Origin of the sequence: Streptococcus sp. DD10, from assembly GCF_001578805.1 — a bacterium.
Classification (GTDB): Bacteria; Bacillota; Bacilli; order Lactobacillales; family Streptococcaceae; genus Streptococcus.
The window spans coordinates 126,652-151,538 of sequence record NZ_KQ969159.1 but is presented as its reverse complement, the minus strand read 5'-3'; the positions used below and the strand labels follow the sequence as shown (position 1 = coordinate 151,538).

Here is a 24,887-nt window from a genome sequence, read left to right as displayed (position 1 = left end):
GAAGTTTACACAGGGAAATCAAGAGACATCTTCCAGAGGGTTTCACGTCTGGACTAAGAAATATAGAAATCGGGCGAGAGTTGCCAATAGGTTTCTACCCCGAAGACGACGCCCCAACCTTTGCCAGCGTGGCAACATATCGCAACGGACGAGAGACCCCAGAAAAGCGCAAAAAGCGAGCCAGTGAGCGCGGTTATTGGAATCAACGAGTTAAAAAAGGAAAAAATAGCTTTTGTATACATTCGGAATACATTTATTTTTTAAAACGCATGCAAAAGAAATTCAGTAAAATTAAGGCTTTAACCTTATTTGCATACATTACATACATTGTATACATTAAATATAAAATATATATAGAGAGAAAAAAATAATATGGCTTAACTAAGTATCTATATAGAGAAATTTTCAAAAAAACGCAACAACGTGTGCGAATGTATGCAAACCTTGATACTACTGGTTTTTTCCAATGTGTGTAAAAAAAAAGAAACGTATGGCAACGTATGTTTTAGCAGATAGAAAATAAATAAGATAATGACAAGATACAACACAATCCGCAAAATTAACGAAACATGGGGAACTTATGAAGAGAAATACAAACACACCCCAATGGGTCAACCTGAAGACTGGTGAGCGTTACGACATCAAAAACAAAGAGACATTCACCGAATTTCTTGAACGACTAAATGAAACAACATAATCTTTAGCAATAGGGACAAAATCAGACAGATTTGAGGGTAAGGGGTGGTATTTTGGATAGAAAGGAGGTAGGCGCGTGTTACCTAGAAGGTCAACAAAATCACCAACAAGGTCAACAAACCATAAAAGTTTACATAAATTATCTTAAAAAGTGAAAAATACAATTCTTTTGGGTTCGTTAGATATAGGGGTGTGAGATGTTGCGGATAGAGTTACAACCTTTTTTGAAATTGTTGAAAGAGTATGGAGCGGCAAGAGCTGAATTTAAAGTAGGAGGTGAACCTGTAACAATTGACCTTGTCAGGCTTGAAATGGTGTACAATGGGGTTACGATAACGTTAAGGCGAACCGCTGGCACTTATGGCGGTTATCGGCATTTTATGCTTTGCCCTAAATGTGGGCAATCAAGGCGTTATTTATACCAGAAGTTTGGTAGTATTCGGTGCGGTGCGTGTGCTGGCATATATAAGCGAACCTTGAATCGCAGTAAGAAAGGTTGTACTTACTATTGGGAGTTAGCAGACAAGGAAGCCCGAAAGGTTGACCCGAATTTTAAAGCCAAGGACTGGATAAAACCGAGCTTCCCCAACAGACCCAAGGGTATGCATTCATGTAGCTATTTTAAACACTATCGAAAGTATCAGATGTATTGGGACAAGGCGGAAACTCTATGGCTGGCAGGGGTACGGATTTAGTAAGGCGATCAGATAGACTTGACAAAACTTGACAAACGGCAGACGGTGAAAACCGTTAATATTTGCCCCTTTTTAGCCTTGTTTTGTGCAAGGTGGATAAATGGACCAGAAAGACAGTAAAGTCCCTTAAAAACGATTTTAGAGGGCTTTTATGGTGAGTGAAAAAGAGGAAGTTTTTATTGAAAAGTGTTGGCACGTATAACAACACGTGTTATAATAAAATGTGTAAGGAGGTACGGCATGCTAAAAACGAAGCCTTACAAGGTTGGTTGTAAAAATCATGAAAAAAAAAACGGTTGGACGAAAGTTTGAACCGAGGGAAGTCATGAGATTTACCGTCACGAAGATGGGCGAACATGTCCCGTTAAGTGTACCAAAAAAGATTTACCAAGCGGAACATTGACCAACATTACACGTATCACGGGGTTAGATTTTTAATCAAAATCTTGCCCTTGTGGTATTTTTAAGAAAAGAGGGGAACCATGGTAGAAAAATTCTTGTATCCTTGCGTTATAACCGAAGATGATGGTGTTTTTTATGTAAACTTTCCAGACTTCGAAGCGTGTTTTACTGATGGCGATACACTAGACGAAGCATTATATAATGCTAAGGAAGTATTAACAGCGGTATTATTGGACATGGCAGAGCATGGGGAAGCCTTCCCGAAGGTTGGAAAACCAACGCCCGAAAATGGCGGTATGGTTGTTTATGTTGATGTTGTAAAATCTTATGTATTAGCCAAGGCAAGCAATCAATCAGTAAAGAAAACTCTAACAGTCCCTAAATGGTTGAATGATATGGCGACAGAAAAAGGCTTGAATTTTAGTCAGCTGTTACAGAAAGCAATCAGAGAAGAATTACAGGTATAGCATCATAAAGCACGCGCTTCGTGGTATAATATACCTATCAGCAACCAGCAATAAAAAAGCACGTTTTACCGTGCTAGTTTCTTGCCTGCTGAACTCATAAATTAAAGGGATGGTTTACAGTATTGTAAACTGTATTTTTGTTCAGTAATTTGTGGAGCTTGTGGAGTATTTTAGGAAAATCAAATAAAACTGAAATATTTGAAAGCGTGATAATATCAAGGTTTGTAGACATCTAACAGGCCCTAATAAAATCTATTTTTGTCGATACAACAAAATGCTTTAATTTTAAAAAGTATCTTGAAAAAGCCCGTCATATCGGGCTTTTTGTTTGCTTCAAACGGAAATACCAAGTCGTAGATGGAACAAGGGGGAATGAAAGTGAGGAGAGAAATGGGATACAGGAGTCAACCATGCTTTTGAGACAGTATCAATTCTCTAATGAAGTTGTTTCAACATAAAAAGGCTGGACGAAAAGTGTCCAGCCTTCAATGGATAATGGTGGTAATTGTATCATGCAGTAGCTAGTTGTGAAAAGCCCTACTTTGAGGTATGTGGAAACCTTTTTTCTTTCCGTTTTTCTTTATGTATCAGCTACAAGATTTGATCGCTATTATCCACGATAAAGAGAGCTATTGTCATAATGACCGTTAAAAGGAGTAAGACGAGGATAGCGGGAGTCCAAGAACCGAGCAGATCAGCACTGTAGCCAAATAAGAGGGGGCCGATAGCTGCAAGGATATAGCCACCTGTTTGTGCGATTCCGGAAAGTTGGGCTGTCTTATCGGGTGAACTTGCCTTCATCGAGAAAGTTACCATAAGATAGGGGAAAAGGGCGCTGACAGCGATTCCGATTAGAAGATTGAGTATAAGCCAATAGTGAAAGTTATCCTTAGCAAAGAGAAGCATACTAAGCCCGACAAGACCTGATAGGGAAACGAAGGAGAGCATTAAGCGACGGTATTTTTTTGCTAAACTAGTGGTCAGATTTGGGATGAATAAGGAAAAAGGAATGCTAATAAGGGAAAAAATAGATGCTAAAAGTCCAGATTCTTGATCTGATAACCCAGCTTGCGTTGCCATAGTTGGGAGCCAGGTTAGGCAGGTATAAAAGAGCAGGGATTGCAGTCCACCAAAGATGATGATAGCCCAGACTTTGCTATTGGTCCAAAAACTTCCTGTTGTACTAGTTGCTGTACGATGCACTAAGCGATGGTTATAAGGTAGATTTGGTAACCATACCAGAAGAGCCAGGAGGCAAATACCGGTTAAAATCCAGATGAGTCCTTTCCATGATAGACCTTGTGTGATAGGAACAGCTAAAGAAGAGCTAACTGCTGTTGCAATTCCCATTGAGGTGACATACAAGGTAGTCAAAGTCCCGATACGGTGAGGTTTATTGGCTTGGATTAAACTAGGTAGGAGGACGTTTAAAATAGCAATCGCCCCTCCTAACAGTAGGGTACCTAGATAGAGTGAAGGGAGGTTAAAAACCCGGATAGCTGAACCTACGGTCATGACGAGTAAAACAAGGAAGAACAATCGCTCTAATCCAAATTTTTCTCCTAATTTAGAAGCGAAGGAGGAGATGAGGGCGAACATGAGTAAGGGCAGGCTAGTCAGCAGTCCAAGGGAGCTGACATCAGTGTGCAATCCTTGAGCAATAGGTGTCAAGACGGTTGGAAGAGTGGTGAAAGGCATCCGTAGGACAACTCCTAACATGAGTATCCCAGGTAGGAGAAAGACAGAATGGTGTTTTTTCATAAAATCCTCTTTATGGAGTTTTTGACGAAGCCCTTTGTAAGGAGGAGTTTCGCCTTTGCTTTGTTTATTGTTGTGACATTCTATTATAACATGGAAAATATAAAAAAGGAACTCGGTGGAGTTCTTTTTTATGATCTAGAAATGGATTTATACGACAACTATTTTGTCTCAGAAACATGAGTTGCCGAATGAATAGTTGCACTTAACCTAGCACTTTATCAGTGTTTCAGATCCGATGGTAAACGTTTATTTACTGAGGATGATACGGTCTGTTGGTTCGCGGTCGGTATCATCTAGGATTAGTTGATTGCCTTCTAGAGTATACAATTTGATATCATCTCCGACAGTGAGTCGTTGGTTCGCAGTGTCAACAGTCACAGATTTGACTTCCTGTTCGCCGTCGATTTCAACCTCGGTCCAAGTTCCTTTATCCCCATAGATTTCTAAAGTTATGTTATCGCGTTCATCTAGGCCTTTATAGGTTCCATCAATTGAGGTGGCAGTTTGTGTAGCACTTGATGAGCTAGTTGTCGTTGTATGTGAGCTTTCTGTTGTGCTGTTAGTAGTAACTTGAGAGCTGGAAGCTGCGGTGTTGCCTTGTGCTTGCTCCTGATTGTTAGAGCATGCTACAAGGAGACTAAGAACTGCCACGGAGGCAAGAGAAAGTGTGAGTTTTTTCATCATCTGTTTGATTCCTTTCTTTGATAGTTTTAGTATAGCATGAACGGATAATGAAAACAACGAAAGCGACTTCTCATGTTGTTTCACGAGAAGTCTTTGTTTATCTTTATCGGTTTTGGATATGCAACGAGCTGAAAAAAGGATTTTCTTTTCCTGTCGTTACTAGTCGAAACCAAGAACTAAGATGTGTCGTCCTTTCAGGATTATAGGTTCTATGAGGTGTTCAAGCGGTTTTTTCAGACTAACTTCGGGGTAATTGACGAGTATCGTTTCGTCTCCTTTTACAGGGGTGTAAACCTGATTGTCAGGGCTAAAGTTGATGATGATTTTTAGTTTGTCATCTGTAGTTTCAAGGCTGTATTCTAATAAATATGGAGAGAGCCAGTTGATAGATGTGGCTTCTTGGATTGCTTGGTAGCTACTTAGAGACAAGGCCGGATGATTTTTTCTAAAGGAAATTAACTGTTGATAGAACTGGACATCATCTGTGTAATCGAGGGCTCGTTTCCAGTCTAATCGATTGATGGTGTCGGAGATATTGTAACTATTGTCAATTAAGTCTTTTCTTCTGTAAAACTCTTGTCCACTATGAATAAAGGCAACTCCTTGTGAGAGCAAAACGAGTTGTAAAGCCAGTCTCGCTGCAGCCAAGCGATCCACTTCGTTATTTTCTGGATGTTTGATGGCTAGATAGTCATAAAAGGTAGCATTATCATGACACTCAACATAGTTGAGTGCTTGACTCGGTTTGATGAAATGTCCGTGAATCCCTCCAAGGAGACTTTGAACGAGTTTGTCACGACGATAATCAGTCTCTAGTCTATTAGGGTCTGCGATGGCACGTTTGATGTTATTACGAAAGTCATCGCTAAAGAAAGCAAAATCAGGGAGTTGGTAGGCATTATATTGGTGAGCCAGTAGGTCTGAATGCAGTCCTGTCCCCATATTCCACCCTTCACCGTATAAATAGATATTCGGGTGGATAGTCTTGAGTTCCTGGGCTACTTGGTTCATGGTTTGAATATCGAGTATTCCCATGAGATCAAATCGAAATCCATCAAAACCGTAGAGACCAGCCCAAATTTTTAGGGAGTTTCGAATGTAACGATTGACCATGGGACGTTCGCTTGCAACATCGTTACCACAGAAGGTGCCATTGGTTCGTTGTTCCATATCGTCTACACGGTAGAAGTAGCCGGGTACCAATCGCTCAAAAGCATAGGTTTCGGCATGATAGACGTGATTATAGACGACATCCATTATCAAGCTGATATCTGCTTGATGATAGGCTTCGATGGCTTCTTGTAGTTCCAGTATACGGCTGTAAGGATTGTTTGGGTCAGTTGCGAAGCTGCCATCTGGAATATTATATTGGACAGGATCATAACCCCAGTTATAGACTGCTTGAGGATGGTTTTCATCCACACTTCCAAAGTCATAAACGGGCATAAGTTGGACATGCGTCACTCCTAAATTTTTAACATAGTCCATACCGATAGACTGTCCGCTGAGTTTAGGAGATTCAGCTAACCCTTTGAACTTTCCAGGATGATTAAAGCCTGTGTCTGGCTGAGAAGAAAAGTCTCGGACGCTCATCTCATAGATGATAGCTTGGTTGATATCCGGTTGTGTTTTAGCACGACTTGGTTTTCGAAGTTTGCTGGGATTGATGACAAAGCTATCTCCTGAGTTGGCCATAGAGGATAGGGCGTAAGGATCATGGACCTCGATCCACTCATCGTTGACTAGGTGGAGGTAGTGGTAGCTAATCCCATCCCAGTCCCCATCAACCTTGAGTTGCCAAATCCCTTGTTTGAGACGTGTCATGGGATAGACTTGTTTTTTAGGAGTATTGAGGTGGAGGAGGACTTCCTCTGAAATAGGTGCCCAAAGCTTAAAGTTGGTTTCCTTGGGACTATACTGAGCTCCTAAATCGTCTCCTTCATAAGTGAAAAGTTGATCGAATACAGGTTTACGAACGATTGATCCAAATAAGAGGCTTTGTTTGTTGCGATCAGAATCATAGACCCAGTAGAAGGACTCTAAGTCAATCTTTTTTTCAGTCTGTAAACTGTAGAAAGCGTAAAGATTATCTACTCCTTTAGATAGAATACCTGTTGTGATGATTTCATGACTTTCTTTGTCCTCCAGTTCAAAATGGAGATTTGCTGTGTCAAAATGATGAGGTATTTTAATGGCGATGCGATCAAGGTCATCTAAATAGGCTTGAAATGTACGAAATGCCATAGTGTCTCCTTAATGTGTGATAATACTATGCGGAATTAATTTGCGATAACAAATTATTTGATTCTTTTTTTGGTCGCTAATAATCTGTTGCAAGGTACGAAACGACTCTTTACCTAATTCAAGAGCATTGATGTCGATATAGGCTGTGAGAGGTAAGCGGGGTTTAATCGAGTCAAAGGAAATAACAGGGAGATGAATTTGTTTTTCAGTTAGGTATTGAAGAACTCCTTCCGCAACTAAGGAGTCGCTGGTTACGATGGCCTCCATGTTTTCGATAGGTAATTTCTCCATGCTTTTATAACTCGTATCCTCTAGTAAAAATCCAAATGAAAATTTAACTAATTTTTCGTTATAGGGGATATTGGCCTCGTGAAGCGCTTTTTTGTATCCTTGAAAACGATCTTGAGATACCACTAGCTCCTTGTTTCCTGCTAGGAAACCGATATTTTTATATCCTTTTTTGATGAAATAATTCGTGGCATCTTGTCCTCCTTGGATATTGTCATTATCAACCAAAGAAACAAATGGAGAAACGGCTTTTCCAAGGATTAAAAAAGGGAAGTCATTATCAATGGCAAATTGGACTAAGGGGTCATTGGGTTTGGAGTAGAGGAAGATAAGACCATCGACACGCTTACCGTAAATCATCTGTTTGACTGCGTTTAGTCGGCCTTCTTCGTCTTTACCCGTGCTAATCTGGATAGCATAGTCAGAGTCTGCTGCTACTTGAGATATCCCTCTTAGTACAGTAGGGAAAAAGGGATTTTGGTAAAAGACATCAGAGTCGTCAGGCAGAACAAGGCCAATAACTTGTGTAAACTGACTGACAAGACTCCTGGCATTTAGGTTTGGGTGATAGTCGAGTGCCTTCATGGCTGCTCGGACTTTTTGTTTGGTTTCATCACTAATGGTGGATTTGTCTTGCACGACACGGGTTACTGTTGAGGGAGATACACCGGCAAGCTTGGCAACTTCTTTGATCGTAGCACGCATAAGAGCTCCTTACTAATCTTGGTCCCGAAAGTGAGTCTTGTAAAAAATGATGACTAGATATAGGACAAAGAGGATGTTTTGAGTTGTAATCATAGTAGTAATAGTTTGTCCGAAAAGCCCTAATAAGGTAGCTAGCAGAGTGGGCAGTCCGAGACAGTTTAGAATGAAATTTAGGCATTCTTTAAAATTAGAGAGTGAAAAAAGATGAGAACGCTTAGAAAAATAGAGAAATACGCTAGATCCAAGTACAATAATTAGAAAATTAATAGCTAACAAGCCCCCAGATAGTAGAATTAAGATAAGACTAATGATAGGACGATATTGTTGGAACCAATCTTTAGAGATAGCCTGAGTTAAACTATCTTTATTTTTTAGGATTTCTTGATTAATCGTATCGTATGTAATTAGCAGATTAGTTTCTTGCTTGATGATGTGAAGGGCGTCTGTGTCAAAGTAAAGGGTCAATCCATCATGTGGAGTTACTTGATCTTGATGGCCAAGGAGAACTTGACCGGCCTGACTCTTTATCTGAGAGTGGGATCCGGTGTAAGAGAGTTGCTGATTTTTGATTTCGACTTTTTGTAGTTCAGTCAGAGCCTCATCTGTCAAAGGTTCGAAGACCTGTTCAACAAAGGTGGTTATTGGATAGTTTTTTAACTGCTGATTTTGTAAGGCTATAGGAATCAAGGTTAGAGAGATCAAGAAGAGACTGGTAAATAGAATCTGAAACCAGGACAATCGGTACCGGTTGATAAAGGGTTTTCTCCATCCTATTATACTAGAAAAATAACTAAAAGGGTAGTTTAACATATATTAACCTCATAATTCTATGTAAGCTCAATCGTAAGGAGCTCCAATCTCCTTTTGAAGAGTGGATATCTGCTACTTGTAATAACTTTTATTCTTAAGGAAAGGCAGTAAATGATTGTTTACTGCCCTTAGTTTAAAAATGAAAGATCGCTTGTTAATTTTTAGGTAAGGAAGTTTCATGGTAAGATAGCCCAGAATTTTTTTGTAGTTAGTTTTTATCAGGAGTTTAAAGTTGTCTATTTTGTTCTTTTTATGCACCATTGGATAGGGCTAGATCCGGTATCTAACTAAATAGAAGTTTTTGAATGGCTATCCTTTATCTCCACCAGCAGTTAAACCAGATACAAAGTTCTTTTGTAGGAAGAAAAAGAGGATGCAGATTGGAAGAGCGATGAGAACGGCACCTGCTGAGAAGTAGGCAATCTTCATATTTTTGGCGTTGTTGACGAAGGTTTGTAGACCAACGGCAACGGTGTAAAATTCTTTCTCACGTAGGAGGAAGCTAGACAGGATATAGTCTCCAAATGGTCCCATGAAAGCCCAGAGAGCTTGAACAGCGATCATTGGACGAACTAAGGGGAGAACGATTTGCCAGAAACGACGGAAATGTCCCGCTCCATCCAGCTTCGCAGACTCATCAAGGGAAATTGGCACGGTGTCAAAGTAACCTTTCATCAGCCAAGCGTTCATCGGGATTCCTCCACCGACGTAAAGGAAAATCAAGAACCAGCTTTGGTTAAGTGCGTTGAGCATGAGGGCCATAACGAAGAAGGCGGTCAAAGCAGCCATGGTTGGCACCATTTGGATAATTAAGAAGAAGACCAAACTTTGTTTGCGAGCTAGGAAGTTATAGCGGCTGTAGGCATAACCAGCTAGGGTGACGATAGAGGTCTGTACGAGCATGGTAATCATTGCAATGATCAAAGTGTTGAGATACCAAGTACCGTAGAGAGTCTCTGAGAAAAGTTTACTAAAGTTGTCAAAACTAAAGTTAATATTGCTGTCCAACTTAAATGCCACGACGTTCCCCACCTTAAAAGCAGACAGGATAGTAATGAGTAACGGATAGAGAATGATGACCGAAAGGGCAAGGAGATAAAAGTAGGTCAAAGCATGGTTGAGACGACGTTTCCATTTAATACTGTTCATTAGACGTCCTCCATATCAAAAGCATGTAGTTTCTTGAAAGCAACCATCGAAATGGAAATGACAATCAAGGAGATGATAAGGGTTACGGCAGCAGCCATAGAGTATTGTGGAGCTGTACCTGTAGTTAAGCGGTAAATCCAGGAAATCAGGATATCCGTTGAACCAGCTCCTCCTCCTACACTACCAGGACCTCCGGCGTTGAATAAGTACATAATGGAGAAGTTGTTGAAGTTAAAGGTATACTGGCTGATTAAGGTTGGGGCAGCAACGGCTAAAATCATCGGCAAGGTGATGTTGCGGAATTTTTGCCATCCATTTGCACCATCAATATAAGCTGCTTCATAGAGATCATTTGGAATGGATTGAAGAATACCTAAGGTTAAAACATAGATATAAGGAAATCCGAGCCAGCCTTGCATCATGATGAGGGCAACCTTGGTCCACGTTGGGTCAGTCTTCCATGGAATTAACACGCCATCAAGGAAGGGAAGGATTTTACTTAGAAGTGGCAAAACCTGTGTATTAATTGCTCCGACACTATCATTAAACATATTTGAAAAGGTCAGGATTGTGATAAAGGCAGGCACAGCCCAAGGTAATAAGAAAATGACTCCAAAGATGCGTTTGCCTTTAATAAAAGGTTGATTGGCGATAATGGCAGTGAAAATCCCAATCACGATTTGCAAAGTAGAGGATGCTAATGCCCATATGATTGTCCAGGACAGGACTGACCCAAAGGCAGAGCGGAAAGTTGAAAGACTCCAAATATTGCTAAAGTTACTAAAACCAACCCAGTCAAGAAGTCTGTTTGGTGGTAAATGTTTGAAGTCATAGTTGGTGAAAGCAATCATTAACGTTACAATAACTGGGAAGATAATCGCAAAAGTCATGGCAACATAAGATGGTACGATAAGAAGATAAGGGAATCCATTCTCGTAGATATTTTTTACCATACTTTTGAGTGTCGTTGCAACTGGAATCCCGTTTTGGATGCGTTTAGCAATTGTGCGTGCATCGTGTAAGTTAAACAAGTAAAATACCAGGTAAACTGTCACGATGATAAGATGAAAAGCTCCTCGAATCAGCATAAAGAGCGAGTTATCTCTTCCTCGTACGCTGCCAAGTGAGATGAGATTGCTTAACTCAAACGATGCTGTTGTGATAAAGTAGAGGATAAAAAGAAGGGTAAGGGCTAGGAAAAGATATCCCTTTGCTTTTTGCTTATTGTAAATTTGTCCAAGCCCTGGAATGAGCGACAAGAGTAAGGCTCGTCTTGGATCTTGTTGGTTATTCATAAAATGTCCTCACAATTGGGTGTTTGGTTGCTCTCCCTTTATAGGGAAATAAGGAGGCGTCAGAGAAGGCCAATATTTGTATCCTTTTCAAGAGCAGTATGATGATAAATTGATGAGGTTGAAAACTGTGTCTCAACCTCATGTTCCGTTCCTTTATCATTTAGATAACCGATAGATAGTCAAAGAAGTCGTTTTGTCGAACAAGAATGCATCTCTTAGAAGTCATGATCGACTTAGTTGATTGACCTTCTTGTAGGACAATCTTACTTTTATCTCGTATCTTAGTTTCCAAATTTTTGTTGGATTGTTTCCTTGATTAGCTTCACTGCATCGTCAGCAGCAGTTTTGACGTCTTTCTTTCCGCTTACAGCATCAAAGAGCATAGTTGCTGCAGGTTCCCAAACAGCTGACATTTCAGAAATGTTTGGCATTGGTTGTGCTGAGGCAAATTGTTCAACGACAGCAGTGGTTAATTCATCGTTTTTACTTACGGCATATTCTCTTGCTTCTGTATTTGCAGGAACTTCATTGGTTGCATCGTAAAACGCCTTTTGTTGCTCGGTACTAGTCAAGAAGTCGACAAATTGTTGAGCACCGTCAAGGTTTTTGGCACCTGCTGGGATAACCCAAGCTTTTCCACCGCCAAAAGCAGCGTAGTTTTTACCATTTGGAAGAGTTGGGATAGTGGCAACACCATAGTTAACTTTTGCTTCTTTGAAAGATTGAGCTTTCCAAGGACCTTCGATAATGGCAGCCGTTTTTCCTTCTTGGAATTGGGTTTGGATTAAGTTTGCAGCACCTTGACTATCTTGAAGCCCTTTTGGCCATTTAGCATACCAAGTTTTGGCGTATTCAATCCCGGTAATAGAACCAGCATTTGCAAGACCAATATCCGATGCATCCTTACCATTGTTACCAAAAACGTACCCACCGTTACCAGCTAGGAGTCCATATGTATAGTAGAAGTTGGTCCAGTCAGCGAGAAAGGCTGTCGTTTTACCTTCTTCTCCTTCAAAGTTATACTTGCTATCATTAGCCAAAGCTTCAAGATCAGCAAAAGTTTTAGGAGCCTCTGTGATTAAGTCTTTGTTGTAATACATGACTAGCGACTCGATAACAGCAGGAGCACCATAAACAGTTCCTCCTGTCGTTACTAACGACTCAGTTGTACTATCTGTTTTACTCTCCTTATTGAGGACGACTTCTGAAAGTTGTCCATCGGTTCCCAAACTACCGACACGGTCGTATGGAGCCATCATAACGTCTGGAGCAGAGCCGGACTGATTATCGAGAGAAAGGTTATCAAGACCAGTTAGCTGATCTCCAATCTTAACAGTAACTTTTGTACCTGTTTCTTTTTCAAAGGCTTTAGCAGCGCTTTCAGTGTAGGCTTTATATTGCTCTTCAACATAAACAGTGATACTAGAGCTGTCAGAAGAGGTAGAGCTAGAGTTGCTTTGTCCACATGCAGCAAGAGCGAGAACAGTAGCGCCTAGTACACCAGCACTTTTAAGCAGTTTGTGAGTCATGAGAACTCCTCCTAAAAAAATAATTTTTTTAAAAATGTAGAAAATCGTTAAGCAAACGTTTTCTTGAATACGGTTACATTATAACACCTTTGGAAAACGTTTGCAAGCATTTTTTAAGGAAATTTTGAAGTTTTTTTGAGAAGATGAGTTTAATTTCTTAAAATAATAGAGAAAAAGTTAAAATAAAAGTAGGATTACAGATAATGGAAACCTTAAAAAAATATAAAAACGCTTGCAGGATGATTTGAAAAGTTGTATAATGATACCGAAACGCAAACGTTTTCATAGATAAACGTGTAGTAAACATCATTATAGGCGAGGTAATCTTATGAAGAAACGTCAAAGTGGAGTATTGATGCATATCTCTTCACTACCAGGAAAGTATGGTATTGGCTCTTTCGGTCAGTCAGCTTACGACTTTGTCGATTTTCTAGTACGGACCAAACAGCGTTATTGGCAGATTTTGCCACTAGGAACGACTAGTTATGGAGATTCCCCTTATCAATCATTCTCAGCTTTTGCTGGCAATACACATTTTATTGACTTTGATATCTTAGTTGACCAAGGTTTATTAGAGCTGTGTGACTTGGAAGGGGTTGATTTTGGTAGCGATACTCAAAAAGTGAATTATGAGAAAATCTACTATGCTCGAAGACCCCTCTTAGAAAAAGCAGTACAGCGTTTTTTCGAAGTGGGAGATATTGATCGTTTTTCTCACTTTTGTGAAGAAAACGCTACGTGGCTTGAGTTATTTGTAGAGTATATGGCTGTAAAAGAGTATTTTGACAATCTTTCTTGGGTTGAATGGCCCGACGAGGACATTCGGACTCGCCAGACAAATGCTTTGAAGCACTATCGTAAGGAACTGGAGTCATCTTTGACTTATCACCGAGTAACCCAGTATCTTTTTTTTGACCAGTGGCTCAAGTTGAAACAGTATGCGAATGAACAGCATATTGAGATTGTCGGAGATATGCCAATCTATGTTTCTGCAGATTCTGCAGATATGTGGGCTCAACCACATTTATTTAAAACAGATGAACAAGGACGACCAAGCAAGGTGGCAGGATGTCCACCTGATGACTTTTCAGAGAAAGGTCAACTCTGGGGCAATCCAATCTATGATTGGGAAGCCATGGAACGAGATAGCTACCAATGGTGGATTGAACGCTTACGTGAAAGTTTTAAGCTTTATGATGTTGTTCGAATCGATCACTTCCGTGGCTTTGAATCATACTGGGAAATTCCAGCTGGTTCTGAAACTGCAGAATCAGGGGAATGGGTGAAAGGGCCTGGCTACAAATTATTTGCAGCTGTAAAGGAAAAATTAGGTGATCTCAATATTATTGCTGAAGACCTTGGGTTTATGACAGATGAAGTCATTGAACTCCGTGAGCGGACGGGGTTTCCTGGAATGAAAATCCTACAGTTTGCTTTTAATCCAAAAGAAGAGAGTATAGATAGCCCACATTTGGCACCAAATAACTCAGTTATCTATACTGGAACGCATGATAATAATACGGTACTGGGTTGGTACCGCAGTGAAATTGATGATGCTACACGAGAATATATGGCTCGTTATACGAATCGCAAAGAGTATGAAACGGTGCCTCATGCCATGCTTCGGACCATTTTCGGTTCGGTTAGCTATATGAGTATTGCTACCATGCAGGACCTGTTAGAGCTTGATGGTAGAGCTCGTATGAATCTTCCATCCACCCTTGGAGGGAACTGGGCTTGGCGTATGACGACTGAGGAACTGACACCCGCAGTTGAGAGAGAATTATTAGATTTGACAAGAATCTATCGCCGTGAAAACCAAGACTTACTGGTAGAGACAAGTGAAAAATGAGAAAGATTGCTTTCTTTTCACGCATCTAACAGTAGTTGAAGATAATTTAAACTATAAATAGTACAATCAAGTGGACGACTTGCTCATCATCGGGATGAGATGGCGACTTATCTATTAAGGTGAGTGACGACACGAATCCGCTTTAAGAAAACGATAAACACTGTAAACAGAGGAGAGATTTACATATGTTACCTTTACAAGAATTTGTTCAAAATCATTACCATAAGGACCTGGCTGAATGTTCAAACGAAGAATTGTACATTGCTTTGCTTAATTACACCAAGCAGGCAAGTGCCCAAAAGAAATTAAATACTGGTAAGAAAAAAGTTTACTATATCTCAGCTGAGTTCTTGATTGGTAAACTCTTGTCGAACAACTTGATCAACTTGGGTCTGTACGATGACGTCAAAAAAGAATTGACTGACGCTGGCAAAGACTTGATCGAAGTCGAAGAAGTGGAATTGGAACCATCACTTGGTAACGGTGGTTTGGGACGCTTGGCAGCCTGCTTTATCGACTCAATTGCTACACTTGGATTGAATGGGGATGGAATTGGTCTTAATTATCATTATGGTCTCTTTCAACAAGTTCTTAAGAACAACCAACAAGAAACCATTCCAAATGCGTGGTTGACGGATCAAAGCTGGCTCGTTCGTTCAAGCCGTAACTACCAAGTGCCATTTGCACACTTTACCTTGACCTCAACACTTTATGATATCGATGTGCCAGGTTACAAGATGGAGACGAAAAATCGTTTGCGTTTGTTTGATTTGGATTCAGTCGATGCATCAATCATCGAAGAAGGTATTAACTTTGATAAGACAGACATTACTCGCAATTTGACCCTCTTTTTGTACCCAGATGATAGCGATCGTCAAGGAGAATTGCTCCGTATCTTCCAACAATACTTTATGGTTTCAAATGGTGCGCAATTGATCCTTGACGAAGCGATCGAAAAAGGAAGCAACTTGCATGACCTTGCTGACTACGCAGTTGTACAAATCAATGATACTCACCCATCTATGGTCATTCCTGAGTTGATCCGTCTCTTGACTGAACGCGGTATCGAAATGGATGAAGCCATCTCCATCGTTCGGAGTATGACAGCTTATACAAACCATACCATCCTTGCAGAAGCTCTTGAAAAATGGCCACTAGCATTCTTGCAAGAGGTGGTTCCTCATTTGGTCCCAATTATTGAAGAATTAGACCGTCGGGTTCGTGCTGAACACAAAGATCCAGCTGTTCAAATCATTGATGAATACGATCGTGTTCATATGGCCCACATGGATATCCACTACGGATACAGTGTAAACGGGGTTGCAGCTCTCCATACAGAAATCTTGAAGAACTCTGAGTTGAAGGCCTTCTACGACCTTTACCCAGAAAAATTCAACAACAAAACAAACGGGATTACCTTCCGCCGTTGGCTCATGCATGCTAACCCAAGCTTGTCACACTATTTAGATGAACTTCTTGGTCGTGACTGGCACCATGATGCGTCTAAATTAGAGGATTTACTTTCATACGAAGATAAAGCTGCTGTCAAAGAAAAATTGAAAAACATCAAAGCCCACAACAAACGGAAATTGGCGCGTTTCTTGAAGGACCATCAAGGCATAGACATCAATCCGAATGCAATCTTTGATACTCAAATCAAACGTCTGCATGAATACAAACGTCAGCAAATGAATGCTTTGTATGTGATCCACAAATACTTGGATATCAAAGCTGGGAATATCCCTGCTCGTCCAATCACCGTTTTCTTTGGTGGGAAAGCAGCCCCAGCCTATACGATTGCGCAAGACATCATCCATTTGATCCTATGCTTATCAGAAGTGATTGCAAAGGATCCAGCGGTATCTCCGCACTTGCAAGTTATTATGGTAGAAAACTACAACGTAACTGTTGCAAGCTACTTGATCCCAGCTAGCGATATTTCTGAGCAAATCTCTCTTGCGTCTAAGGAAGCATCTGGTACTGGTAACATGAAATTCATGCTCAACGGTGCTTTGACGCTTGGTACGATGGACGGAGCTAACGTAGAAATCGCTGAATTGGTTGGCGATGAAAACATCTACATCTTAGGTGAAGATTCAGAAACTGTTATCGACCTTTACGCGAAATCAGCTTACAACTCAAGCGAATTCTACGATCGTGAAGCGATCAAACCATTGGTTGACTTCATCGTTAGCGACGCAGTTCGTGCGGTTGGGAATGAAGAACGCTTGTACCGTCTCCACAATGAACTTATCAATAAAGACTGGTTTATGACCCTCCTTGACTTGGAAGATTACATCGTGACTAAGGAACGGATGTTGGCAGATTACGAAAGCCGTGATGCATGGATGGACCAAGTCATTGTCAATATCGCTAAAGCAGGCTTCTTCTCATCTGACCGTACTATCGCCCAATACAACGAAGATATCTGGCACTTAAAAAAGTAAGAGAATCTTTCCAAGTTTAAAACAGGAAAGCTAGTTTTCCTAAATATTATTTTTGGTAAGAATATTATAAAACCTCAACTACTTGGTTGGGGTCTTTTTTACTGTTAAATCAAGGTTTTGGTTACAATTTGATATACATCTATACAACATTTTAACATATTTTGATGAAAAATACTTGCAAACTTAAATTTATGTGGTATAATAGATGTGGGAATTGGGAAGATAGAATGAGATAAAATAGTATCAGCCATTACTATCATCTCTCCTATAAGTTCTATCTTCTATCCATTCCTAAGAATATTCTGCTTCAGGATATATTCTAAGAAAATCGGCTGACTCTCAAGGATTTCTTGGGAGTTTTTCTTTTTATTACAAAATTAAATTTGTTATATATAAGAATATGGTCAATCAAATAATTGATGGACAATTCGGAAAAACACTTGAAAAAAATAGGTTTGAGGAGTATAATGAAAGCAAAGTTTCTAAATAAGGAGGAAATGAAAATGAAAAAGGGAAAGAAACCGATTTATTTATGGATATTAGGAATTATGTCCCTTATCTTATCATTATTAGGAGTCTATGGAGTCTTTTCACCTGCACCTGACTTTAGTGCGGTTGACCTCTCTAGTCTTCCCCAAGAGCAAGTAAAACTTGTTCAGCAGAGTATAAACTATCAGACCTTGGCATATGAGTTTAATCATAATATTCTCAACCGTATTTTAGCAGTGGTTGCTGCTATCTTGATTATCACCGTAATTGTTTTTTTGGTAAGAAAAGAGATTATGCGGGCAAATTTCGCTTACTTTGCTTATGTTTTATTGGGGATTATTGGAAGCATTTATGCTTATGTAGGAGCGCGTTCAGGCATTTTGGTCGCTTACACAGATGAAGATGTGCGGTCTGGGGTTCTAATGCAAACAGGAATCATAATAGCAATCTATGTTGTTTTAAACCTAGTCTTTTTAGGGATTGTTGGTTACAAAATCTATCGCCAAAATCAGGAAGTGGATGAAACCGAAGAGTAAGAATCGTCAATATCTAAAGGTAATTTGACAAAATGTATCTATCGCTTTACAATAGGGATAGATATTTTTTGATTGGAGCAAGAAAATGAAGGTAGTTTCCCTTGTTTATATTAGCTTGAGTGGAAATACAGAGAGCTTTGTCCGCCGTTTGTCGGACTATCTTTTAGAGCAGTATCAGGATGTTCAAGTAGAAACAATCCATATAAAAGACTTGGTCAAGGAGGAACAGGAGTTCTATGAGATGGCAACTCCTTATATCACCTTTCTTCCGACTTATCTAGAAGGGGGAAATGGTGTGGACAATGGTGATGTGGAAATCTTGACGACCCCAGTCAGAGACTTCATCGCTTATGGAGATAATGCTAGCAAATGCCTTGGAGTAGTCGGATCTGGCAATCGGAACTTTAACAATCAGTATTGCCTGACAGCAAAGCAGTACAGCCAGCGTTTTGGTTTTCCAGTTTTAGCTGACTTTGAAATGCGTGGTATGTTGGGAGATATCAAAAAAGTCGCAGAGATTATTGCAGACTTGTATGAATTATAGAAAAAGTCGAGTTTGATGCTTGACTTTTTTGGATTTTCTAAGTGTAACCGTTTGCAAATCATTATATAAAAGATTATAATAAAAATGAAAAAGGGCGATATCATAAGACGTTCAAACTTGATTTTTGCGGGTGGTTGTGGTCTATTGTTGACCTTGTCTTCGTTAGCTCCAGCAGGAGTTATACTGGCAGAAAAACTGTCAGCTTGTCTTGTCGAAGGTTGACAGGAAGAAGTAGCTTTGAAGAAGGTAAAATTTATGCTTTACAAGAATGACTCGATAGAACTTCACTATCAAGAGCTGAAAAGGAACAGTTGACTCGACAAATGATTGCGGATGTTCAGTTAGAAATCCTTGAAGAACAGTCACAATCTATGTTTCGTGCTTTGGTGACAAATGTTTATAGACATTTGAGCCCAGCAGAGGTGAGAGAATGTGCTCATCAATTTCGAACTATAGGTAGTTTAGCTGGACTAATCCCTAGATATGGTAAGTTGATTGATAAATTATATGTTGTAAATGCTGAAGCTTATGAGTATGCAGCGAATAGAGGTTTGGGGATTGATTTGCTGATTACGTTAGCTCCCTACAACCCAACCAGCTCTGGAATGAGCTTTAGTTTTAGATATTCTCATTAGCTTCATTGTATGAGGTATTGCTTATGTGGAAGAAATATTATCAGTATATTCCTTGGTTGATTGTGGGGCTTATTACTTCTTATAGCACCGCTGATTATTATGCTAGAGACCAATTTGATTTGTTGTATCTATCTGTTGTTTTTATGATTGTGTATATATCTTTGTTAGTGTTACACGAAAAGGTTTTAAAGGAGAAATACAAGGATTTTTTCATCCACCTTTTTAGCAATTCCCCAAAAGATAGCCAGAAATAAGAAAAACCCGAGATGTGTTTCTCGGGTTTTACGTTATCTCAGCTGGTCAACGGTATCCTTGGATAAAAGCATACCCAGACGGTAAGTCTTGTTGATAGAAGCGATGACATCGTTGATATTTTCTGTTGTTTTGATTTTTTCACGGATGTCTGCTCGAAAGTTCTCATCCTTTAAGAGTTGCTCTTGAAGGAGTTTTTGCAGTTTTTCTTTTTCATATTTGTTAATGAGAAAGAGAACGACTAAACTGATGACGATTAGGATATAAGCATACTGGCTCATAAGATTTCTCCTGGTTTATTAAAGATGTTGTTGATTGAATTGAGCGATAAGCTTCATCAATGTCTACATCTTTTCAGGAGCATCTACACCGAGGAGGCGAAGTGATTCTTTGAGGATGGCTGCGGTTGCATAGCTAAGGGCTAATCGACTATCCCGTTCTGGACTTTCATCCAAGATCCGTGTGTGGGCGTAGTATTTGTTAAAGGCTTGAGCAAGGCTGATAGCGAATTTTGAAACGATAGATGGTTCGAAATTATCTGCTGCTCGTTTGATGATACGAGGGAAGTCTTGAATCAGCTTGATGATTTCCCAACTTTCCGCATCTTGGAGGCTGTAAGTTGCTTCAAGATTTGGGACAAAGTCTGCTTTTCTAAGGATAGATTGGATACGAGCATAAGCATACTGAACATAGGGGCCTGTTTCCCCTTCAAAGGAAACCATGGCTTCTAAGTCAAAGTCATACCCGTTGGTACGATCAGTCTTCAAGTCGTAGAATTTGACAGCACCAACTCCTACTTTACGTGCAACTTCTTCTTTATTTTCAAGTTCTGGGTTTTTCTCTTCAATTTGAGCCTTAGCGCGAGAGATGGCTTCTTGAAGAGTTGGTTCGAGAAGGATGATATTTCCTTTACGAGTGGATAATTTTTGACGATTTTTTGTCACCAAACCGAAGTCAACGTGCACCATATCATCGCTCCAATCAAATCCCATTTTTTTCAAAACAGCTTTTAATTGACGGAAGTGGTTGGCTTGCTCTTGACCAACGGCATAGATGTTTTTCACGAAATTATAGGTACGGGCACGGTACATAGCCGTTGCGATATCCCGCGTGATGTAAAGGGTCGCACCGTCTGATTTTTTGATCATGGCAGGTGGAAGGTTGACATCGTCAAGGTCTACGATGCTAGCTCCTTTTGATTCTTGAAGAAGGCCTTTGTCTTCAAGAATTTGAACTCCTTCGTCCATCTTGTCGTTGTAGAAGGCTTCACCGTTTAGACTATCAAACTCGACACCGAGGAGTTCATAGATGCGGTTGAATTCAACCAAACTTTCGTCACGGAACCACTGCCACAATTCAGTTGCTTCTTGGTCGCCGTCTTCCAATTTTTTGAACCATCTACGTCCTTCTTCGTCCAATTCTGGATCATTTTCGATTTCAGCATTGATGCGAACATATAGTTTAAGCAATTCGTCAATTGGATTGGCTTCGACAGCTTCTTTGCTACCCCATTTCTTGTAGGCAACCATGAGAAGTCCAAACTGTTTTCCCCAGTCACCTAAGTGATTCACTTTGATGGTATTGTAGCCCATTTTACGGAAAATATTTGAAAGAGCATCTCCAATGACAGTAGAGCGTAAGTGTCCTACTGAGAAGGGTTTTGCGATGTTGGGACTAGACATATCGATGGTGATATTTTGACCGTTCCCTTCATTTTGCTGAGCATAATCGGCACCTGCTGAGATGATGTCTTTGATAACAGTTGCAGAGATTGCTGCTTTGTCTAGGAAGAAGTTGACATAAGGGCCTGTTGCAACGACTTTCTCAAAATGGCTGGCATCAATTTTTTCTGCTAAATCAGCTGCAATCATTTGAGGTGCTTTACGTTCTACTTTTGCAAGTGAGAAAGCTGGAAAAGCGATGTCTCCCATATCGGAGTTTTTAGGAGTTTCAAGGAGATTGTATATAGTAGCACTGTCTAGACTTTCAATAACTTGAGCTAGACTATCCGCAATGAGTTGTTTATGATCCATAAGATATCCTTTCGTAGGACTAGATTTTCTTCCTATTTTATCATAAAACGTTCAGAATTTCAAAAAGAATCTATATCCTAGCTCGATTTGCTAGCTTTCTTTTCAAAATTGGATGAATCAGAGACAAAAGAAAAAGAGGAACTATAATAAAACAGAAAATAGCATTTCGGCTGGATAAAAATAGCATGTTTGTGGTATAATCAAGTATAAATATACGAGAATGAGGAAAAAATGAAAAAGCAACACCGACATGAATTGATTAAGAGAATGATCAAAGAAGAGCAACTGGGAACACAAAAAGATATTCAAGATCGTCTAGAAAAAGAAGGGATCTTTGTGACCCAGACAACCCTATCTCGAGATATGAGAGAACTAGCCTTGACAAAAATCAAACGAAATGGCAAATTATTTTATGTGTTGGCTCATGAAACGTCTTCTATTAATCTGCTGGACTTGTTGTCCAAGCACATTCTTCGAGTGTCGCGTGCTGAGTTTACTTTGGTTTTTCATACACGTTTGGGAGAGGCAGCTGTTTTGGCGAACGCCATTGATGAAGATACAGATGAGCGAGTGTTAGGGACGCTTGCAGGGGCGAACACTTTATTGGTCATTTGTAAAGATAGTAGCGCCGCTGCAGAGATTGAAGAGGCGATTCATAGTCGGATATAAAAAGCGATTACATAAGGAAGTTGCCCCTTCACTAAAGGAAGATTTGCTAGGGATTGGAGAGGATTCTCTTCCCTTTTTAAAAGCAGAAATAGCAAGAAATGGACATGGAGAGGATGAGTATAGTGACAGAGAAAATTTCACCTGGGATGCAGCAATATCTGAATATAAAGAAAGAGTATCCAGATGCCTTTTTGCTTTTTCGGATGGGAGATTTTTATGAATTGTTCTACGAAGATGCGGTTAATGCAGCTCAGATTTTAGAAATTTCATTAACTAGTCGCAATAAAAATGCAGAGAATCCAATTCCCATGGCAGGTGTTCCTTATCATTCTGCTCAACAGTATATTGATGTGCTGGTGGAGCGGGGCTATAAAGTGGCAGTTGCAGAGCAAATGGAAGATCCTAAAGAAGCCAAAGGAGTTGTCAAACGTGAGGTAGTTCAAGTAATCACGCCAGGAACAGTAGTTGACTCTAGTAAACCAGACAGTAGCAATAATTTCCTTGTAGCTATCGATAAAAAAGGTGGTCGGTTTGGTCTGTCTTATATGGACTTAGTGACAGGAGAGTTCTTTGTAACGAGTTTGCTAGACTTTCCTCTAGTTTGTGGAGAGATTCGAAACTTAAAAGCACGTGAAGTGGTTCTTGGCTACCAGTCATCTGAGGAGGAGGAATCTGTCTTGAGTGGGCAGATGAACCTGTTACTGTCTATTGAGGAGGGAGTGCGTGAGGACGAACAACTTTTAGACAAACGATTATCAGAGATAGAATACAGTGCAGCAGCCAAACTTCTTCAATATGTGCATGTTACACAAAAACGAGAACTGAGCCATCTTAAGCAGGTAGAACGCTATGAGATAAAAGATTTTCTCCTGATGGATTATGCAACTAAGGCTAGTTTAGACTTGGTTGAAAATGCTAGAACGGGCAAGAAACACGGTAGTCTTTATTGGCTTTTAGACGAGACCAAGACAGCTATGGGAATGCGTTTGTTACGTTCATGGATTCATCGTCCATTGATTAATCGTAAGCGAATTGAGGAACGCCAGGCAGTTGTTCAAGTTTTTCTAGAATATTTTATTGAGCGAAGTGATTTGATTGATAGTCTAAAAGGTGTTTATGATATTGAGCGCTTGGCTAGTCGGGTGTCTTTTGGGAAGACCAATCCCAAAGACTTGTTGCAGTTAGCGACAACGCTTACAAATGTTCCTCGTATTCGTGGGATTTTAGAAGATATGAAACAGCCTGTTTTACAGGACTTAGTGGAAGGATTAGATGCTATCCCAGAATTGGCAAGCCTGATCAGCCTAGCAATCTCTCCTGATGCTCCCGCTATCATCACTGATGGGAACATCATTCAAACTGGATTTGATGAGACCCTGGATAAGTATCGATTGGTGATGAGAGAGGGAACGAGTTGGATAGCGGAGATTGAAGCAAAAGAGCGAGAAAATTCTGGTATTACAGGTCTGAAAATCGACTATAATAAAAAAGATGGTTATTATTTCCATGTCACTAATTCTCAACTAGGGCATGTGCCCAGTCATTTCTTCCGTAAGGCAACGCTTAAAAACTCGGAACGTTATGGGACAGAAGAGCTAGCTCGTATTGAAGGGGATATGCTAGAAGCAAGAGAAAAATCGGCTAATCTAGAGTATGAAATCTTTATGCGCATCAGAGAAGAAGTTGGGAAGTATATCAAACGTCTACAAAGTTTGGCTCAAACGCTTGCAACGGTGGATGTTTTGCAAGGTTTGGCGACAGTTGCTGAGAAGCAACACTTGGTCTGCCCTGTTTTCACTGATTCAACAGCCATTGACATTCGAAATGGACGCCATGCGGTGGTTGAAAAAGTTATGGGAACCCAGTCGTACATTCCAAATAGTATTGTGATGTCAGAAGAAGAGAGTATCCAGCTAATTACTGGACCTAATATGAGTGGGAAATCAACCTATATGCGCCAGCTAGCCATGACGGCTATTATGGCCCAATTGGGATCCTATGTACCAGCTGATAGTGCGAAACTTCCAATTTTTGATGCGATTTTTACACGAATCGGAGCAGCAGATGACCTAGTGTCAGGACAGTCTACCTTTATGGTTGAGATGATGGAGGCTAATAATGCCATACGTCAAGCAACCAAGAATTCCTTGATCCTCTTTGATGAGTTGGGACGAGGGACTGCGACTTATGACGGGATGGCACTAGCTCAGGCAATTATTGAGTATATTCATCATCGTATTGGAGCAAAAACACTTTTTGCCACTCATTATCATGAGTTAACAGCCTTATCTCAAAACTTACTTGAGCTTAAAAATGTTCATGTTGCTACTTTGGAAAAGGATGGACAGGTCACTTTCTTACACAAGATTGAAGAGGGACCAGCAGATAAGTCTTATGGAATTCATGTTGCTAAAATTGCAGGCCTTCCCCAGGATCTTCTTGATCGAGCCGATTTCATCTTGACCGATTTGGAAAATCAAGAGAAAAAAAGCCAACCTGAGATGGCCACGAGTCACTTCTCTAGACAAGTACAAGAAAGTGGAACGGCCATTCATCAATTATCACTTTTTGAGGAAAACACTGAACATCCAGTCCTTCAACAATTGCGAGATTTGGATATCTATAACATGACCCCAATGGAAGTTATGTTAGCGGTAGCAGAATTGAAAAAAGGACTATAAAATAAAAAAGACTGGGCAATGGCA

19 protein-coding genes and 2 pseudogenes are annotated in these 24,887 nt (G+C 40.1%); 11 read left to right on the top strand and 10 right to left on the bottom strand.

The annotated features are described in order from the left end of the window. The 3 genes and pseudogenes from STRDD10_RS11535 to STRDD10_RS04965 form a co-directional block, all read left to right on the top strand. Window positions 1–371 (top strand): annotated as a pseudogene (locus STRDD10_RS11535) (hypothetical protein); the annotation flags it as partial. A 1,347-nt stretch (window positions 372–1,718) separates the two neighbouring features. Next, window positions 1,719–1,829: pseudogene (locus STRDD10_RS11530) on the top strand (type II toxin-antitoxin system HicA family toxin); the annotation flags it as partial. 44 nt (window positions 1,830–1,873) lie between these two features. Further along, window positions 1,874–2,260, top strand: a complete 387-nt coding sequence (locus STRDD10_RS04965; protein ID WP_067193620.1) for a type II toxin-antitoxin system HicB family antitoxin — start codon at window positions 1,874–1,876, stop codon at window positions 2,258–2,260. 591 nt (window positions 2,261–2,851) lie between these two features. Here STRDD10_RS04965 and STRDD10_RS04960 read toward each other — a convergent pair. From STRDD10_RS04960 to STRDD10_RS04920, 8 genes are all read right to left on the bottom strand, one after another. Then, window positions 2,852–4,021 carry an MFS transporter gene (locus tag STRDD10_RS04960; protein WP_067193619.1) on the bottom strand — a complete coding sequence of 390 codons (1,170 nt, stop codon included), beginning with the start codon at window positions 4,019–4,021 and terminating at the stop codon, window positions 2,852–2,854. A gap of 246 nt (window positions 4,022–4,267) precedes the next feature. After that, a complete protein-coding gene (locus STRDD10_RS04950; protein WP_067193617.1) occupies window positions 4,268–4,705 on the bottom strand; it encodes an SP_0198 family lipoprotein in 438 nt (145 codons plus the stop codon). A 159-nt stretch (window positions 4,706–4,864) separates the two neighbouring features. After that, window positions 4,865–6,949, bottom strand: coding sequence for a type I pullulanase (pulA, locus tag STRDD10_RS04945; protein WP_067193616.1), 2,085 nt, complete (start codon window positions 6,947–6,949; stop codon window positions 4,865–4,867). A 9-nt stretch (window positions 6,950–6,958) separates the two neighbouring features. Beyond that, window positions 6,959–7,942 carry a LacI family DNA-binding transcriptional regulator gene (locus tag STRDD10_RS04940; RefSeq protein ID WP_067193615.1) on the bottom strand — a complete coding sequence of 328 codons (984 nt, stop codon included), beginning with the start codon at window positions 7,940–7,942 and terminating at the stop codon, window positions 6,959–6,961. 12 nt (window positions 7,943–7,954) lie between these two features. Then, window positions 7,955–8,752 carry a DUF1189 family protein gene (locus STRDD10_RS04935; RefSeq protein ID WP_067193613.1) on the bottom strand — a complete coding sequence of 266 codons (798 nt, stop codon included), beginning with the start codon at window positions 8,750–8,752 and terminating at the stop codon, window positions 7,955–7,957. A gap of 309 nt (window positions 8,753–9,061) precedes the next feature. Further along, window positions 9,062–9,901 carry a sugar ABC transporter permease gene (locus STRDD10_RS04930; RefSeq protein ID WP_067193611.1) on the bottom strand — a complete coding sequence of 280 codons (840 nt, stop codon included), beginning with the start codon at window positions 9,899–9,901 and terminating at the stop codon, window positions 9,062–9,064. Continuing rightward, a complete protein-coding gene (locus STRDD10_RS04925) occupies window positions 9,901–11,196 on the bottom strand; it encodes a carbohydrate ABC transporter permease (RefSeq protein ID WP_067193609.1) in 1,296 nt (431 codons plus the stop codon). The genes STRDD10_RS04930 and STRDD10_RS04925 overlap by 1 nt, the downstream gene beginning before the upstream one ends. Window positions 11,197–11,477: 281 nt before the next feature. Further along, window positions 11,478–12,725: an extracellular solute-binding protein gene (locus STRDD10_RS04920; protein ID WP_067193608.1), complete on the bottom strand. Its 1,248-nt coding sequence runs from the start codon at window positions 12,723–12,725 to the stop codon at window positions 11,478–11,480. 328 nt (window positions 12,726–13,053) lie between these two features. Between STRDD10_RS04920 and malQ the strand changes: the two genes are divergently transcribed. The 6 genes from malQ (at window position 13,054) to STRDD10_RS04895 (ending at window position 19,228) form a co-directional block, all read left to right on the top strand. Next, window positions 13,054–14,577, top strand: coding sequence for a 4-alpha-glucanotransferase (gene malQ / locus STRDD10_RS04915; protein ID WP_067193605.1), 1,524 nt, complete (start codon window positions 13,054–13,056; stop codon window positions 14,575–14,577). A 185-nt stretch (window positions 14,578–14,762) separates the two neighbouring features. After that, window positions 14,763–17,024 carry a glycogen/starch/alpha-glucan family phosphorylase gene (gene glgP / locus STRDD10_RS04910; RefSeq protein ID WP_067193604.1) on the top strand — a complete coding sequence of 754 codons (2,262 nt, stop codon included), beginning with the start codon at window positions 14,763–14,765 and terminating at the stop codon, window positions 17,022–17,024. Window positions 17,025–17,527: 503 nt separating this feature from the next. Continuing rightward, on the top strand, window positions 17,528–18,049 hold the full coding sequence (locus STRDD10_RS04905) for an ABC transporter permease (protein WP_067193764.1): 522 nt from the start codon (window positions 17,528–17,530) through the stop codon (window positions 18,047–18,049). A gap of 85 nt (window positions 18,050–18,134) precedes the next feature. Continuing rightward, window positions 18,135–18,593: a class Ib ribonucleoside-diphosphate reductase assembly flavoprotein NrdI gene (nrdI, locus tag STRDD10_RS04900; RefSeq protein ID WP_067193603.1), complete on the top strand. Its 459-nt coding sequence runs from the start codon at window positions 18,135–18,137 to the stop codon at window positions 18,591–18,593. 84 nt (window positions 18,594–18,677) lie between these two features. After that, on the top strand, window positions 18,678–18,815 hold the full coding sequence (locus STRDD10_RS10830) for a hypothetical protein (protein WP_156468595.1): 138 nt from the start codon (window positions 18,678–18,680) through the stop codon (window positions 18,813–18,815). An 89-nt stretch (window positions 18,816–18,904) separates the two neighbouring features. Beyond that, a complete protein-coding gene (locus STRDD10_RS04895) occupies window positions 18,905–19,228 on the top strand; it encodes a hypothetical protein (RefSeq protein WP_156468594.1) in 324 nt (107 codons plus the stop codon). Between the two features lie 287 nt (window positions 19,229–19,515). Here STRDD10_RS04895 and STRDD10_RS04885 read toward each other — a convergent pair whose 3' ends face one another. Next, window positions 19,516–19,761 carry a MarR family transcriptional regulator gene (locus STRDD10_RS04885; RefSeq protein ID WP_067193599.1) on the bottom strand — a complete coding sequence of 82 codons (246 nt, stop codon included), beginning with the start codon at window positions 19,759–19,761 and terminating at the stop codon, window positions 19,516–19,518. Between the two features lie 63 nt (window positions 19,762–19,824). Further along, on the bottom strand, window positions 19,825–21,513 hold the full coding sequence (gene argS / locus STRDD10_RS04880; RefSeq protein WP_067193597.1) for an arginine--tRNA ligase: 1,689 nt from the start codon (window positions 21,511–21,513) through the stop codon (window positions 19,825–19,827). 231 nt (window positions 21,514–21,744) lie between these two features. On the opposite strand from argS, the gene argR reads away from it, so the two are divergent. Then, on the top strand, window positions 21,745–22,182 hold the full coding sequence (argR, locus tag STRDD10_RS04875) for an arginine repressor (protein WP_067193595.1): 438 nt from the start codon (window positions 21,745–21,747) through the stop codon (window positions 22,180–22,182). A 119-nt stretch (window positions 22,183–22,301) separates the two neighbouring features. After that, window positions 22,302–24,863 carry a DNA mismatch repair protein MutS gene (mutS, locus tag STRDD10_RS04870; protein WP_156468602.1) on the top strand — a complete coding sequence of 854 codons (2,562 nt, stop codon included), beginning with the start codon at window positions 22,302–22,304 and terminating at the stop codon, window positions 24,861–24,863. The last annotated feature ends 24 nt before the right edge of the window (window positions 24,864–24,887 follow it).